The sequence below is a fragment of the Streptomyces mobaraensis NBRC 13819 = DSM 40847 genome (genome assembly GCF_017916255.1).
GTDB lineage: Bacteria > Actinomycetota > Actinomycetes > Streptomycetales > Streptomycetaceae > Streptomyces > Streptomyces mobaraensis.
In genome coordinates this window covers 6,582,138-6,596,467 of sequence record NZ_CP072827.1, presented here as the reverse complement: position 1 = coordinate 6,596,467, position 14,330 = coordinate 6,582,138, and the positions used below count along the sequence as shown (strand labels likewise).

The following is a 14,330-nucleotide window of genomic DNA, read 5'->3' as shown; positions in this document are numbered from 1 at the left end:
GGGTCCGCCTCGCTACAAGGGAACCAAGATGAACACTGGACAGGCATGGGGAGCGGCAGTGGCGCTGTGGATCGCCGGCACTGCCGTGGTCGGCTTGGACGCCGGACCCGCCGCTGCGGACCCGACAGCCATTACCCAGCAGTACACCTGTGATTTTCCCAGCCCGGCGGGTCGGCAGAGTGTCACGCTGCGGCTGAACTCGGCCATCCCGACGACGGCCGTGGTCGGCAAGCCCACCCCCGCGTTCCCACTCAGCGCGGACGCACCGGTGAACGGTGGCATCGCCGCCGCTCTGCGATTCTTCGGGGTCAGCAGCGTCGAGGGGACGGTGGACGCGAAGACGGTCGTGGTCGCACCCGAGGGTGACATCGACCGCGACGTGCTGTTCACCGTGCCGAGGACGACCATCGGGTGGGGCTCGTCCGACATCAAGGGAACCGGCACCGCGCCCCGGATCGTCCTCGACAAGCCAGGCTCCGCGAAAATCACCGTCCGTCAGCTGACCCTGCACCTCACCACGAGGGACGCGAACGGTGGTGTGACCTCCCCGGGCGAGTTCACCGCACCGTGCACGCTGAGCGCCGGGAACGGCGTGGTGGCATCCTTCGACATCGCGCGGGCGGATGGATCGGGTGCCCCGGGTGGTTCGACCGGCCCGGGAATCTCCGGGAGTACGGGGACGCGGGGCTCGGGCACATCCGGTTCCGGTACGTCGGGTTCGGGCGCGCCCGGTTCCGGCGCCGGCTCCGGTGCCACGGCACCCCCCGGCACCACGGGGGCCGACGCCGGGTCGAGTGGCGCGCCGTCCGGATCGGCGGGCGGCGCGGGAGGCGCGGACCTTTCGGCCGTCGGGCCCGACGGGCAGGGGACGACACCGACGTCACCCTCCCGCGGTGCCGGCGCGTCACCGGCCCGTGGCACGGACATCGCCCTCGAGCGCACCGGGGCCGCAGCCGAGCCCGGCGGCGTCGACCCCGAGGGCCTGGTCTACCTCTCCATAGGCGTCCTGACCGCGGCCGTCTGCACTGTCGCCGCCGTCCTCCACCTGCGCCAACGCCGCCGCCGGGCGCCAGGCGCGTGACCGGTCAACTGCCGTAGCGAGAAAGCGTTGTCGGCGACGCCGGCTTGCCGGGCGGGGCCGAGGCAGCGGGTCGGGCGGGCGGTCAGGCGGTCTTGGTGAACATGTGGAGATGCTCGCGGAGGAAGGCGTGCAGTGTCCTGGCGGGGCGGCCGAGGACGGTCTCGATGGTGTCGTTGGGAGATTCCGGGCGCGCCATGGCCAGTTGCTGGATCTCCACCACGTGGTGGGCGAGCCAGGGCGGCATGTGTGCGGTGGACAGGAGGTGGCTGTGGAACTCGTTCGGCGGCAGGTCGACGTAGCGAACGGGGCGGCGGGTCAGCTCGCCGAGCAGTCGGGCGAGTTCGGGGTGGCTGAAGGCCCGCGGGCCGGTCAAGGTGTAGGTGGCACCGGCGAGGCCGGGGTGCAGAAGGGTCTCGGCGGCGACATCGGCGATGTCCCGGACGTCGATGTAGTTGCAGGGGGCCTCGCGCATGGCCCCGACGAGGACGCCCTCGGTGATCGCCGGGGCGTTCAGGAGCAGCTTGTGCATGAACGCGTAGGGCCGGAGCAGCGTAGCCGTCATTTCGGTTGTCGCCAGGTGTTCCTCGACCCGCCAGTGGCCGCGCGAGACGGCCACCGGTGAGTCGGGCTCGGCCGCCGGGGCGGAGAGTTTGACCACGTGCCGTACCCCGCAATGGGCCGCGGCGTCTATCACGTTGGTCTCCAGCTCGGCTTGACGCGGGCTGTTGGCCATGGCGAGGAACAGTTGCGCGGATCCCTCGAACGCGTCGCGGAGCGTCTGAGGGTCCGCGGCGTCCGCACCCACGATCTCGACGGGCGTGTTCGCGCCGATGGCGGCGCGTAGATCGCCGGGTGTACGGCTGACGGCGCGGCAGGGGACTTCCCGTTCGACGAGCCGCCGGATCAGGGCGCTGCCGGTGGCGCCGGTGGCGCCGACGATGGTGATCACACTGTGCCTTTCGTGGGTGAGGGGTCTGGAGAACCGGGTGGGACCGGGTGGGACCGGGTGGGAGGGGCTGGGTCAGGCCGGTTGCCGGGATGTCGTGCCGTGCCACCGCCAGGTGACGATGGCGGCGGCCAGGCCGGCCGACAGCGGCAGGTCGATCCGCAGCCGCTCCAGCCATCCGGCATAGGGCACCGGTGTGTGCGACGGCAGCCAGTCGGATCCGAACCATCCGGCCAGGCCGGCGATTCCGACCGCTGTGGTGGCGAGTCCGAGGGTGAGTACCGGTCGCGGCGCCGAGGCTGTCCAGCGCCGGGGACGGCCACGGCGGTGCAGCCACGCGCCGACGACGCAGGCCACGAAGGCCGATGTGGCTCCGATCGAGGTGAAGGCGGCTCTGGTCAGTTCGGGCCGGCCGCCGAGGAATCCGCCGAGCCCGGCGGTGAGCGCGGGGGCCAGGTAGGCGGTCGCGGCCTCCTTCCACAGGGTGAACGGACGCGTGGCGGGACCGTGTTGGGTGGTTCCGGGAGAGGGACTCATGTGACTCCGCGAAAATACTTAGCTGGCTAACTAGTTACTTAGGGGGCTAACTATCTGGGTATGTAAAAGCGCTCCGCGCGGTCGAGGCAGCCGCCCCCGCGCGGAAGTGACGTGCTGCGGCTATTCGGCGGTCAGCGCGTCGATGCGCTGAGTGATCCGCTCCAGGAGATCGAGGAACAGCCCGCGTTCGTCGGGAGCCAGTCCACCGACCAGCGCCTCCAGCCGCGCGAAGTGGTCCGCCGCCATGTCACGCAACCGCCGGCTGCCGCGCGCCGTGAGGACGACCACCGCACCCCGCCCGTCCTCCGTCGAGGCGCGCCGAGCCACCAGGCCCTCTCGCTCCAGGCCGACGACCAGGCCGGTCACTGTGGCGCGCGAGACGCCAAGGCTCTTCGCGAGCCGCGACGGCGACTTCTCCCCGTCACTGTCCTCGAGGTCCACCAGGAGGCGGTAGCGGCCGGTCGACAGCCCGGAACGCGCGAAGTGCACTTCGGACGCCCGGTCCAGGCGCGCCCCGGCGGCCATCAGGCGCACCGCGACAAGCACCGCCTGCGGGTCGGCCTCAAGCCCGTACCGCGCGATCTGCTTCCGCGCCTGCTCGAGCGTCGGCGCAGCGCCGGGGTTCGCATCCTCGTCACTCACAAGAAGTAATATGGCGGCTAACCACCTACCGGTCAAGCCGCCGAGATCCTCGCAGCCGCAGACTTCAGACAACTCCGCCCCCGACTACGGGCCGCCCCGCCCTGGACCCCACCGCGGACTTGATTGTCGGCACCCTGAACGAGCGTGCCGCGCCCGGTCGTCTGCGGTACGCGACCGAACGGGTCGCTTGCGCCCCGGGTGCAGTGCGGAGGGCTGGGCGCCATAGCCGACGCGGCGGAGGAGTCGAGGGGCTGGGAGCCCACGTCCAGCTCGAACCGGCCGTAGGGATTCCTGTCGGTCCAGAACAGCGGGGACAGCAACCGCCGACCCGCTTCACCCCACTACAGGTTGCCGAAGACCCCCATGAGGACGCCGCCCTGAAGAAAAGCGGACCCCGGTCGCGAGCGGAGCGACATACTTCGCGCATGACCAGCGCAGAGGACGAGGCCACAGAGCAGGGTTGGGACGGACCCTGGTACCGCGTTCGCACCGAACGGTTCGAGGCGTCGTTCGTGCCCGACGCCGACGAGGATCTGGATGCCGTCTGCAACGTCGACGTGGAAGTGCGGCTGTCATCGGACGGCTCCCGCTGGAGCGCGACCGTGTTCACCCTCGCCGAGGTCGAGCGCCTGATGGCGAGGTGGTCCCGGACGGGCGAGGAACTCGGCGGCCGCTACTTCCGGTGCTCCGACGGCCTGATCGTCCGGGACGCCGGCATCGGCAACATCACCCAGGTACTCGCCGGCCTGCTCGACACGGGTGCGTTCACGCAGGTCCTCCAACGCCTCGCCGACGAGTGACCGCCCCGACCCCTCGCCCCGAAACGCTCGGCAGGCCCACGAGCGCCGCGTCAAAGCCGCCGGCTTCCCCCGTGGTCAGCGTTCTCGGATTCGCCACCACCACCAGCGGCCCGCCGTCCACTCACTCATGCGGCCGGGGTTCGGCAGCGTACGACGCTCGAACTCGGCGTCTATTCGCTGCACCAGCCGGCCCAGGTCATGCCGGGCACCACGAGGCAGGTGGCGCATGGCTTCTTCCAAGGTGTCACGCGCGTCCTCGACCTCCAGGCCGGGCTCCCACACCTCGGAAGCGTTCAAATAGCGGCCCGGCTGCCGGAACGCCCACACGAAGCGGGACAGCGCCTCGGCAACCGCATCCCGCCCCAGACGCTCGTCCTCCAGGCGTCGGACAGCAGCACGGGTAAGGGCGGAAACGCCATGAATCCGTTGCACCGGGACATACTTACGTGGCCGCCATCGCTCGGCGCGGACAGCCTTGGGACGTCTACGCGGCATCGGCCTTTCGGATCAACATGCCGTCATCCTGCCACAGGCGTTTCCCCCCTCATGATCATTGGGAGTCCGCCCCACGTCGAGTGCTCTTGCCTATCCGGCAGTTCCGGGCCGCCGCACCGGCGTTCACTGATACGGCCCCCGCCGTCGGCGTACCGTAGGGGACGTTGGAGTGCCGCTCTTCGGACGGGTTGGAGCATGGCGACGACACTCGGTGACCGGCTGCGGGAGTTGCGGGCGAAGCGGGGGCTGACTCAGGAGTCCCTTGCGGAGGCCGCGTCGCTCAGTGCGGACACGGTGCGAAAACTGGAGCAGAACCAGCGGCTGACAGCCCGCATGGCCACCCTCCACAAACTCGCGCGGGCATTGGACGTCGAGACATCCGTCCTCCTGGGCGCGCCGACCGTGCTGGAGCCCTCCAACGGATCCGAGCCCGCCAGCCTGCTGGCCCTCCGGCAATCAGTGACGCCTCTAGGGGAATTCCCGGGGCTCGGCAGCGACTCCGAGGACCGGGAGCCGCCGACGGTGGCCCAGCTCAGGGACAGCATCCGGAGCACCGAACGGATCCGGCGCCTGGGCGAGCTCACGAAGATCACGGCACTGCTGCCGACGCTGCTGGCGGACGCGCGTGCCGCGGTCCGCGCGTACACCGGGGAGGACCGCGCGGCCTCCTACGCCGTACTCGCCGAGGCGTATCAGGTGGCCGCGACGACGCTGACGGCGTTCGGCAAGGAGGACGCCGCCTACACGGCCCTGGAGCGGTCCATGGCTGCCGCGCGGCAGTCCGACGACCCCCGACTGGAGATCATCGGGGTCTCCACTCTGTCCTGGATCTTCTCCAAGCAGGGGCGGGTGGCGGACGCCGAGCAGGTGGCGGTGCGGATGGCGGAACGCATCGAGCCCGGGTTCCGCTCGGAGCCCGTGGACCTCTCCCTGTGGGGGATTCTGCTGCTGCGCGGCGCCAGCGCCGCGGTCCGGGGCGACCGTGCCGCCACCGCCGAGGACCTGCTCTCCCTGGCCGCCGCCGCTGCCGCGCGGATCGGGAGGGACCGGATCGACTACGCCACGCCCTTCGGGCCGACGAACGCCGGGGTGGCAATGGTGAACGCCTATGTCGACCTGGGGAAACCGGACACGGCCCTCCGGCACGCGCAGCGCATCCCCCACCTGTCCGACCTCCCGCCGACGTGGCTCGCCCGGCACTGCGTCGACCGCGCCTTGGCCCACGCCGAGATGCGCCAGGACGCCGCGGCCACCAGGGCCCTGCTCTCCGCCGAGCGCACGGCGCCCGAGTGGATGCGGTACCACACCACGGCCCGGCAGCTTGTCGCCGAACTCCGGGAGCGGGAGTTGCGGCGAGGCTCCCCGATCAGGGACCTGGCCATCCGTTTGCAGGTCGAGGGATAGTTCCCCAGCCCTATAGGACACCGCGTACCAGCGGGTCCACTGACTCGCCCACCCTGTCCCTGGGCCCCAGCGGCCCGGTGCCGGACGGTGGTTGCGCACATCGCACAGCCACCGACCGACAGGAGCGCCCATGCCCGACAGCGACGCACGGACCCCGCGCACGACGAACCCCGGCGCACAGCCCTGCCGATGAAGGTCCCGTGCCGGCACCCGGCGGACGGTTGGACGGCCGACAGGGGCGTGCTGACCTGCGACGGCTGCGGAGTCCGGCGCATCGAGGACTACACGGCACTCGGGCCGGCGGTCGAGCCCCCCGATTTCGGACCCTCACCGCACGGCCCGGTGATCACCGCTCAGGGCGTCCTGCGCTTTCGGCGCGGGCTCCCCGCCTGATCGCCCGGGAACGGGCGGAACGTCCGCCACCGTTCTCCGTCACCCGAAACCACACTCTCACGCGGATAAAGCGGATCAAGAGGAGGAGCACCATGACCCCACCTACGATGCCGGCGCGGTTTGCCGGACCGAAATCGGTACCTGATGTCCGGGCGCTTCTCGGTGACGCGTTCCACAGCGTTCGCGCCACGGTCGCGGACGACAACCCGGATATCTCACTCAAGACGTGCGGCCGCATCGTGACCGAGGCCCTCAAATTCGTCGTCACGGCGGCGCGCTTCCCCGAACGTTCCATCGTGCCGTCCAGGGTCGTGGACGAGGGCTGGCACGCGCTGATCCTTCACACTCGCGCGTACCGCGATCTGTGCAACGGCCTGGGGATGTTCGTCCACCACACGCCGGAACGCCCGAACGCCGGCCGCTTCTGCCCGGAGGTCATCGGGCGCACCACCGCCCTGATCGAGGCGGCGGGGTTTGCCGTGGACTCGGAGCTGTGGGGCGACCCGACACGCGGGCTGGCTGCAAACGTTGCGGCGACCTGCCAACACTCCGACGACGGAGGGCCGATCGTCATCATCCCCAAGCGCCCCAGCCAAAGCGCGTAACCTTCCCGGACCGGAACGGAAGGAGAACGGAGCCATGGAGTGGACCGACCCCAGGTACACGGAACTCGTCGAAGCGATGCGGAGGGCCCAGCTCCGCGCGGCCGAGAGCGGCAGCGGCCACTCGGTCAGGGGATTCGTCGTAGCCCCTGACGGCCGCCGCGACGATCAGCGCTGACCGAGCGGAGACTGGCCCCCGGCCGGCCGCCGGCCCGCGGGGGTCGGCCGGGGTGGCTGTACGCGGTGGCGCTTCGGTGCCATGTCCGGCCGCATCGGGCCGGGGCCGCTCAGGGCAGGTTCAGTGACCGTACGATCCCCGTCACCGTCTCCCCCGCCGCCGCGTACGGCGTGCCGGCCGGGTGCAGGGTCAGGACGGCGACGATCCAGCGGTCGTCCGGGCCCACAAGTCCCGTCGTGTGCAGGGCGGGACGGCCGAGGTCCACCCCCTCGACCTCGCCTCGTCCCGGATCGGCCGGCGGGTAGCCGGACCAGCCCTGCTTCACGGCCCAGGGGCGGGGAAAGGCGGTCGGTATGCCGAAGGACTGGTCGAATCCGTCGGCGCCGAGCCGGGTCGCCCGCCGCAGCGGCCCCAGCACGGCCGTGCGGACGGGCGGCGGCGCCGCGTCCAGCAGGTAGCGGTAGACGCGGACGGTGTCGGCCGCCGTGATGGCCGAATATCCCCAGTGGCCGGGGAAGCCGGCCGGTGGTCCGGCGGTGTGCGTGAGTCCGAGACGGGAGACCATGCGTGTGATCACGCCGGTTCCCCCGTTCCGCTCCCAGAAGTGGCCGGCCGCGGCGTCGTCGCTGCGTGCGAGCATCGCGTCCAGCCGGGAGCGGTCGTCCGGCGGCAGGGCGTCGGCCGGGCCGCGGTCCCACAGATGGTCGAGCGCGATCAGCAGTTTCACCACTGACGCCGACCGGAACCGCGCGTCCGGGTCGAGCCGTTCGGCGCAGGTGCCCGAGTCGCGGTCGTACACGACGACTCCCGCGCTCACCCCCGTCGGCACCCGCGGACCGGTGGTGCGTGCCCCACTCATCGTGCGCACGCCCCTCCGGTGTCGAACGGCTCACGTCCTGTCACGTCGGGCCCCCCGTCTCTCCCCCGCATCCCCCTGGTGACCAGTCTCCGGTAAGGCGGACGGACCGGCCATCACATTCGAAGAGGTTCTAAACCGCCTGGTCAGGCACCCGCAGTGGGCACGCGGACGTCATGCGACCCGGCGGCCGTTGAGGAGTTGGGCGCCGAGCGGGGTCAGGGTGTGGTGGGCGGCGCCGCCCACCCGGCGGGTGATCAGCAGGCCCGCCTCGCGGAGGACGGACACGTGGTGGCTGGCGGTGGCGGCGGCGATGTCGGCGGTGCGGGCCAGTTCGGTGGTGGTACCGCCCTCGGCGACGGCCTCCAGCAGCGTCGCCCGGGTCCGGCCGAGCAGCGCGACGAGCGCCTGGCCGCGCCCGGACGCCTCGCGCCCGGTGATGAGTTGGGACGGGCTGTGCTCGATCGGGTAGACGACGACGGGCGGCAGGTCGCGGCTGCGCAGCACGGTCGGTTTGCGCCAGCAGAAGAAGGACGGCAGCAGGAGCAGCCCGCGCCCGTCGAGGTGCAGGTCCCCCTCGACGTGCGGGCCGTGCATGATCAGTACCGGAGGGGACCACTCCAGGGTGGGGTGCAGGGTGCGCAGCAGGTGGTCGAAGGCGCCGGACGGCAGGTCGGCCACCGTGCGCGTCATCCGGCCGCGTGCGGCGAGGTCGGCCGTGACCTCCGCGCGTACCCGTGACCAGTGGGGCGCGAGGGCCACCCGGTAGTACGAGCGGACGGCCTCGCCGAGGCCCTTGAGCGCGTCCAGGTCGCCGTCGGCGATCCCGCGCATCCAGGACGCGGTGTGCCCCTGGGAGACGGCGAACTGGGTGAGGTCGTCGCGGAGCCGGCCGCGCGGGGTGGACAGCAGGGCGCTGATGCCCAGGTCGAGGCCGCCGGCGCCGGCCGCCGGGGTGAGGAAGTCCGGCGAGTAGCCGCGCGGTGGGGCGAGCGCCAGCAGGCGGCGGGCGCCGGGGTCGAGGCGGCCCCGGACCTCGCGGCGCCACCGGTCGAACACCAGCGGTCCGTCGGTGGTCTGGAGCATGTGCAGGCTCAGCAGCACCTCCCACATCGGGTCGGGCGTCTGCGCCAGCCGGGTGCGGACGACGTCTTCGCTGCCGAAATGGATACGCAGTCCCACAGACCTTGCCTCCCGCCCGGCTCCCCGGGCTCCCGCCACCCGTCCTCACCGGTCCCCCTCCATGGTCCCGGCGGCCGGAGGGCGCTTTCAATCACCCCGACGGTGGGTTCCGGCCATCCTGCCGTGGACTTGGGGGCGCGAGCGAGGGCGTCATGGCGGGGACGCGGGCGACGGCGAAGCCCGCCCCGGGGGGCGCCGATAGGGTCCGGCAGTGGAGATCTTTCACCTGCGCTACTTCGTGGCCGTCGCCGAGAACCTCAGCTTCTCCCGCGCCGCGCGGCAACTGCACATGGCCACCTCGCCGTTGAGCCGGCGCATACGGGACCTGGAGCGGGAGCTCGGCCGGCGGCTCTTCGACCGGGACTCGCACCACGTCGCGCTGACCCCCGCCGGTGCGGCGCTGCTGCCGGCGGCGAAGGACGTCCTGGGCCGGTTCGACGACCTTCCCTGGCGGCTGCGCCAGGCCCTGGGGCCGGAGCGGCGGACGGCGTACGTGGGGGTGGTGCCGGCCCTGCACCCGCTGCTGCGGGAGCGCCTGGCGCGGCTCGAGACGCGCTGCGCCGACGCGTACGACGTCAAGCGGTGGCCCGGCAACAGCGGGAACCTCGTGGCCGCCGTACAGCGCGGCGACCTGGCCATGGCGCTGGTGCACCTGCCCGTGCACGCCGAGGGCATCGAGGTGCTGGAGCTGTTGCACGAGCCGTTGGGCGCGCTGCTGCCCGCTGCCGAGTTCGGCGGGCGGGGCTCGGTGTCGCTGAGCGAACTCACCGACCACACCTATGTGACGTCCGCGCCCGGCACTCTCCCGACCTATTTCGACCAGCTCAAGGTGCGGCTGAAAGCCGCGGGAATCCACCGGGAGATCAATCTCGAAATCGGGGATTACGCGAGCGTGCGTGAAATCGTGGCGAACGGTTCGGTCTTCGGTATCACCCTGCTCAGTGCGGGCAGCCGTGGGGAGGGAAAGGACACCAGCGTCGTCCTGCCGTTCCGCGATTTCTCGCCCGCCCTGGCGACCGGTCTGGTCTGGCGCCGCGACCGCGCCCGGCCGGACGGCGACCTGCACACCTTGATCAGCGCGGCGGGCGAGGAGTTCGCCGCACCCCTGGACGAGCCACCGGACGAGCCCTTCGACGCGCCGCTCGACACGTCCGGGGGCGCCCCCGGGAACGCCCCCGGGGACGCCCCCGAGGCCCCTCCCCACCCTCCCCGCGATCTCGGCTGAACGGCCTCTCCGGCCCCGCTCCACTCCCCCCGAAAACGGCGTGACCACCCCGGTCACGCCGTTTTTCGCGCATCGGTATCACTGATCGCTTGGGTCCCCGCACCCCACGGGACTAGCGTTTTGCAGGTCACCGGGAAACCCGTGAACCTCTCGATTCCCTTTTCCTGTCCCGTCTTCCGTTCCGGAGTGGTGATGGAATCCGCTGAAAAGACCGACGCACCGGGCGGCCCGCTCGCCGGGGTGCGCGTCGTCGACCTGTCCACGGTGGTCATGGGCCCTTACGCGGCCCAGATCCTCGGCGACCTCGGCGCCGACGTCGTCAAGATCGAGTCGCCGAACGACACCGTACGGATCGGCACCCTGCACCGCACGCCCGGCATGACCCCGTTGAACCTCAACGTGAACCGCAACAAGCGCAGCGTGCGGCTCGACCTCAAAGACGAGGGCGAACGCGCCAGGGCACTGGACCTGATCGGCACCGCCGACATCCTGATCACCAACATGCGCGTCGGCGCCCTGCGCCGCCTGGGCATGGACCACGACAGCCTCGCCGCGGTCAACCCCCGCCTCGTCCACGTCCACGCGCAGGGGTTCCGTTCCGGCTCCGACCGGGCCGTGCTGGCCGCGTACGACGAGACGGTGCAGGCCGCCTCCGGTCTCGTCGATCTCGCGCAGCGCGCGGGCGACGTGGGGGCTCCGGTGGTGCTGCCGAGCATCTTCGGGGACAAGGTCGCGGCGCTGACGATCGTCTACGCGGCGCTCGCCGCCCTCGTGCACCAGCGCGCGACCGGCCGCGGGCAGCGCGTCGAAGTGCCCATGGTGGACACGCTGCTGGCGTTCAACCTGGTCGAGCACCTCCAGGGCCGGACCTTCGAGCCGCCGGAGGGCCCGACCGGTTTCCCGCTGTCCATGAACAAGGGGCACCGGGCGCGTCCGACCAAGGACGGCCTGGCGATGGTCATGCCGTACAGCCCGGAGAACTTCCGCGACCTGTTCGTCGCCGCGGGCCGCCCCGACCTCGCCGAGGACCCGCGCGTCAACGGGGAGTTCATCGACTCCACGCGGGACGGCGAGGACCTGGCCGATCTGCTGGAGTCGGTGACGCCCCGGCTGACCACCGCGGAGTGGGCGGAGGTCTGCGCCCGGCACAACGTCCCCTTCGGTCCCGTGCTGCGCCTCGACGAGGCCGCCGACGACCCCTACGTGCGGGACGGCCACCTGCTCGACGTCGCCGAGCACCCCACCGAGGGCGCCTACCGGGTGATCGGCATACCGCTGGTGTTCTCGGCCACCCCGGCCTCGGTGCGCCGGCACGCCCCGCTGCCCGGCCAGCACACCGACGAGGTGCTCGACGAGCTCGCCCGCGGGGAGGCCGGACGGTGAGCGACCGCACGCGTACCGGAGCACCGGAGTCCGTCCGTACCCGCACCGTCGGCGGCACCCTCGTGGTCACCATCGACCGCCCGCGGGCCCGCAACGCGGTGGACGCCGACGTCGCGCGGGGCATCGCCGCCGCCGTCGACCGCCTGGAGTCCGAACCCGGGCTGCGGGTGGGCGTCCTCACCGGCGCGGGCGGCACCTTCTGCGCGGGCATGGACCTCAAGGCCGCCGCCCGCGGGGAAGAGGTGACCGTGCCCGGCAAGGGCTTCGCCGGGCTCGTCGAGGCGGCCACGTCCAAGCCGCTGATCGCGGCCGTCGAGGGCCACGCACTGGGCGGCGGCTTCGAACTCGCCCTCGCCTGCGACCTGGTGGTCGCCGCCGAAGGGGCCTCCTTCGCGCTCCCCGAGGTCAGGCGCGGGCTGATCCCGGGGGGCGGCGGGGCCGTCCGGCTCCCCAAGCGCGTCCCCCATCACCTGGCCATGGAACTCCTCCTGACCGGCCGTGCGGTGACCGCCGCACGCGCCCGCGACCTCGGCGTCGTCAACCGCGTCACCCCGGACGGCCGGGCGCTGTCCGCCGCCCTGGAACTGGCCGAGGAGATCGCCGCCAACGCGCCGCTGGCCCTGGCCGCGGTGAAGCGGACCGTCCGGCGGGCGGACGGGGTCCCGGAGCCGGAGGCGTTCGCCGCGCAGGCCGCCGAGACCGGCGCGCTGCTGCGCTCGGCCGACTTCGCCGAAGGGGTGCGCGCCTTCACCGAGCGGCGCGCTCCGGAGTGGAGCGGACGGTGAACCGCGCGGAGGTCCTGCGGACCCTCGACACGCCCGTCACGGCGCCCGCGTACGCCCCCGCCGCCGTCCGCTTCACCGACCGCGAGTACCTGAGCATCGTGTACCGCACCGACCCCGACGCGCTGCGGGCGGTGGTGCCCGAGCCGCTGCGCGTGGACGCCGACAAACCGCTGGTGCGGTTCGAGGTGATGAAGATGGGCGACGTCACGTCCTACGGCCCGTACGTCGAGGCGGGGCAGGCGATCGCGGTGCGTTTCGGGGCGGAGCGCGGCGAGTACCTGCACGCCATGTACCTGGACAGTTTCGCGGCCACGGCCGCGGGCCGCGAAGTGGGCGCCTATCCCAAGGCGATGGGCAGGCCCGCGCTGTACGCCGAACAGGCCGCGCTGGTCGGCACGCTCGACTACGGCAGCGTACGGGTGGCCACCGCCACGATGGGCTACAAGCACCGGCCGCTCGACCCGGAGGCCGCCCGCGAGCGGATCGCCGTGCCCACGTACATGCTCAAGGTCGTCCCGGGCTACGACGGGACCCCGCGCGTCTGCGAGCTCGTCCGCACCCGGATCACCGACCTGGTGGTCAAGGAGGCCCACACCGGGCCCGCGCGGCTCCAGTTGTTCGCGCACGTCCTGGCGCCGCTGGCGGACCTGCCCGTGCTCGGGATCGTCTCCGCCAGCCATATCGTCACGGACCTCACCCTGGCCCCGGCCGTACCCGTCCACGACTACCTCGCCGAGGAGGCGTCCTCATGACCGCCACCCGCCCGCCGGGCACCGTCGCCGTCGTCGGCGCCGGGACCATCGGCCTCGCCTGGGCCGCGCTGTTCGCCGCGTACGGCTGGGAGGTGACCGTCACCGACCCGCGCGAGGACCTGGACCGGGCCGTGGACGAGGCGCTCCCGATGCTCGCCACCGCGCTCCCCGGCAGCGACGCGGCCGGCCTGCGCGCCCGCATCCGCACCACGCACGACCTGGCCGAGGCCGTGGCCGGCGCGCGGCTGGTGCAGGAGAACGGGCCGGAGGACGTGGAGTTCAAGCGGCGGCTGTTCGCCGACGCCGCCCGCCACGCCCCGGCCGACGCGCTGCTGGCCACCTCCAGCTCCGGCATCGTCGCCACCCGCATCGCCGAACGGCTGCCGGACGCCGCCGCCGCGCGGCTGCTCGTCGCCCACCCCTTCAACCCGCCGCACGTCGTCCCGCTCGTGGAGATCGTGCCGGGCGAGCGCACCGCGGAGGAGACCGTGACGGAGGCCCTCGCCCTCTACCGGTCGCTGGGCAGGACGCCGGTGCGGCTGCGCGGGGAACTTCCCGGGTTCGCGGCCAACCGGCTGCAGAGCGCCGTACTCCAGGAGGCGTTCCACCTCGTCCTGAGCGGTGTCCTCGACGCCGCGGAACTCGACACGGTGATGCGGGCCTCGCTGGGCGGCCGGTACGCCGCCGTCGGCCCGTTCGAGAGCTTCCACCTCGGCGGCGGCCCCGGCGGCATCCGGCACATGATGCGGCACCTGGGCCCGGGCCTGGCCGAGGGCTGGCGGCGGCTCGGCCACCCGGAGCTGGACGCCGACGCCGTCGCCACGCTCGTCGCCCAGACGGAGGCCGCGTACGGGAGCGGCCCGGAGACGTACCGGCGGCGCGCCGCGCTGCGCGACCGCAAACAGCTGGCACTGAACGAGGCGCTGCGCCGGGCCGAGCAGAGCTGAGGCGATCGCCTGTTCGCCGGGCCCAGCAGAGCGGAAGCGATCGTCCGTGCACAGGGCCGAGCAGAGCTGAGGCGATCGCCCGTGCACCGGGCCCAGCAGAGCTGAAGCGATCGCCCGACGGA

At 72.4% G+C, this 14,330-nt stretch carries 17 protein-coding genes; 11 read left to right on the top strand and 6 right to left on the bottom strand.

Annotation, left to right across the window (positions count from 1 at the left end):
- Positions 1–28: 28 nt before the first annotated feature.
- Complete coding sequence (locus tag J7W19_RS28415; protein WP_158688735.1) at positions 29–1,081, top strand: DUF6801 domain-containing protein; 1,053 nt, start codon at positions 29–31, stop codon at positions 1,079–1,081.
- Positions 1,082–1,163: 82 nt separating this feature from the next.
- Here the strand turns inward: J7W19_RS28415 and J7W19_RS28410 are convergent, their stop codons facing one another.
- The 3 genes from J7W19_RS28410 to J7W19_RS28400 all read right to left on the bottom strand — a co-directional run bounded on the left by J7W19_RS28410 (position 1,164) and on the right by J7W19_RS28400 (position 3,206).
- Positions 1,164–2,030, bottom strand: a complete 867-nt coding sequence (locus J7W19_RS28410) for an NmrA family NAD(P)-binding protein (RefSeq protein ID WP_004940732.1) — start codon at positions 2,028–2,030, stop codon at positions 1,164–1,166.
- Between the two features lie 72 nt (positions 2,031–2,102).
- Positions 2,103–2,564 (bottom strand): hypothetical protein, encoded by a 462-nt coding sequence (locus tag J7W19_RS28405; protein WP_004940730.1) that lies wholly within the window; start codon positions 2,562–2,564, stop codon positions 2,103–2,105.
- Between the two features lie 120 nt (positions 2,565–2,684).
- Complete coding sequence (locus J7W19_RS28400) at positions 2,685–3,206, bottom strand: MarR family winged helix-turn-helix transcriptional regulator (RefSeq protein ID WP_040888276.1); 522 nt, start codon at positions 3,204–3,206, stop codon at positions 2,685–2,687.
- Positions 3,207–3,631: 425 nt separating this feature from the next.
- Between J7W19_RS28400 and J7W19_RS28395 the strand changes: the two genes are divergently transcribed.
- Positions 3,632–4,006, top strand: coding sequence for a hypothetical protein (locus J7W19_RS28395; protein ID WP_004940726.1), 375 nt, complete (start codon positions 3,632–3,634; stop codon positions 4,004–4,006).
- Between the two features lie 75 nt (positions 4,007–4,081).
- Here J7W19_RS28395 and J7W19_RS28390 read toward each other — a convergent pair whose 3' ends face one another.
- Positions 4,082–4,438: a hypothetical protein gene (locus tag J7W19_RS28390; protein WP_004940724.1), complete on the bottom strand. Its 357-nt coding sequence runs from the start codon at positions 4,436–4,438 to the stop codon at positions 4,082–4,084.
- A 258-nt stretch (positions 4,439–4,696) separates the two neighbouring features.
- On the opposite strand from J7W19_RS28390, the gene J7W19_RS28385 reads away from it, so the two are divergent.
- The 4 genes from J7W19_RS28385 (at position 4,697) to J7W19_RS28375 (ending at position 7,078) form a co-directional block, all read left to right on the top strand.
- Positions 4,697–5,905 (top strand): helix-turn-helix domain-containing protein, encoded by a 1,209-nt coding sequence (locus J7W19_RS28385; protein WP_004940722.1) that lies wholly within the window; start codon positions 4,697–4,699, stop codon positions 5,903–5,905.
- Positions 5,906–6,094: 189 nt separating this feature from the next.
- Positions 6,095–6,298, top strand: coding sequence for a DUF6255 family natural product biosynthesis protein (locus J7W19_RS33890; protein ID WP_004940720.1), 204 nt, complete (start codon positions 6,095–6,097; stop codon positions 6,296–6,298).
- A gap of 92 nt (positions 6,299–6,390) precedes the next feature.
- Positions 6,391–6,903: a glycine-rich domain-containing protein gene (locus tag J7W19_RS28380; RefSeq protein WP_233478190.1), complete on the top strand. Its 513-nt coding sequence runs from the start codon at positions 6,391–6,393 to the stop codon at positions 6,901–6,903.
- A gap of 34 nt (positions 6,904–6,937) precedes the next feature.
- Positions 6,938–7,078 carry a hypothetical protein gene (locus J7W19_RS28375; RefSeq protein WP_158688734.1) on the top strand — a complete coding sequence of 47 codons (141 nt, stop codon included), beginning with the start codon at positions 6,938–6,940 and terminating at the stop codon, positions 7,076–7,078.
- Positions 7,079–7,187: 109 nt separating this feature from the next.
- Here the strand turns inward: J7W19_RS28375 and J7W19_RS28370 are convergent, their stop codons facing one another.
- A complete protein-coding gene (locus J7W19_RS28370) occupies positions 7,188–7,937 on the bottom strand; it encodes a serine hydrolase (RefSeq protein WP_063825761.1) in 750 nt (249 codons plus the stop codon).
- Positions 7,938–8,108: 171 nt separating this feature from the next.
- Complete coding sequence (locus J7W19_RS28365) at positions 8,109–9,116, bottom strand: ArsR/SmtB family transcription factor (RefSeq protein ID WP_004940715.1); 1,008 nt, start codon at positions 9,114–9,116, stop codon at positions 8,109–8,111.
- 211 nt (positions 9,117–9,327) lie between these two features.
- Between J7W19_RS28365 and J7W19_RS28360 the strand changes: the two genes are divergently transcribed.
- From J7W19_RS28360 to J7W19_RS28340, 5 genes are all read left to right on the top strand, one after another.
- On the top strand, positions 9,328–10,341 hold the full coding sequence (locus J7W19_RS28360; RefSeq protein ID WP_004940712.1) for a LysR family transcriptional regulator: 1,014 nt from the start codon (positions 9,328–9,330) through the stop codon (positions 10,339–10,341).
- A 192-nt stretch (positions 10,342–10,533) separates the two neighbouring features.
- Positions 10,534–11,724, top strand: coding sequence for a CaiB/BaiF CoA transferase family protein (locus tag J7W19_RS28355; RefSeq protein WP_004940711.1), 1,191 nt, complete (start codon positions 10,534–10,536; stop codon positions 11,722–11,724).
- Positions 11,721–12,509, top strand: a complete 789-nt coding sequence (locus tag J7W19_RS28350; protein ID WP_004940709.1) for a crotonase/enoyl-CoA hydratase family protein — start codon at positions 11,721–11,723, stop codon at positions 12,507–12,509. Before J7W19_RS28355 ends, J7W19_RS28350 begins: the two co-directional genes overlap by 4 nt.
- On the top strand, positions 12,506–13,261 hold the full coding sequence (locus J7W19_RS28345; protein WP_004940707.1) for an acetoacetate decarboxylase: 756 nt from the start codon (positions 12,506–12,508) through the stop codon (positions 13,259–13,261). Before J7W19_RS28350 ends, J7W19_RS28345 begins: the two co-directional genes overlap by 4 nt.
- Positions 13,258–14,208 (top strand): 3-hydroxyacyl-CoA dehydrogenase NAD-binding domain-containing protein, encoded by a 951-nt coding sequence (locus tag J7W19_RS28340; RefSeq protein ID WP_004940705.1) that lies wholly within the window; start codon positions 13,258–13,260, stop codon positions 14,206–14,208. Before J7W19_RS28345 ends, J7W19_RS28340 begins: the two co-directional genes overlap by 4 nt.
- The last annotated feature ends 122 nt before the right edge of the window (positions 14,209–14,330 follow it).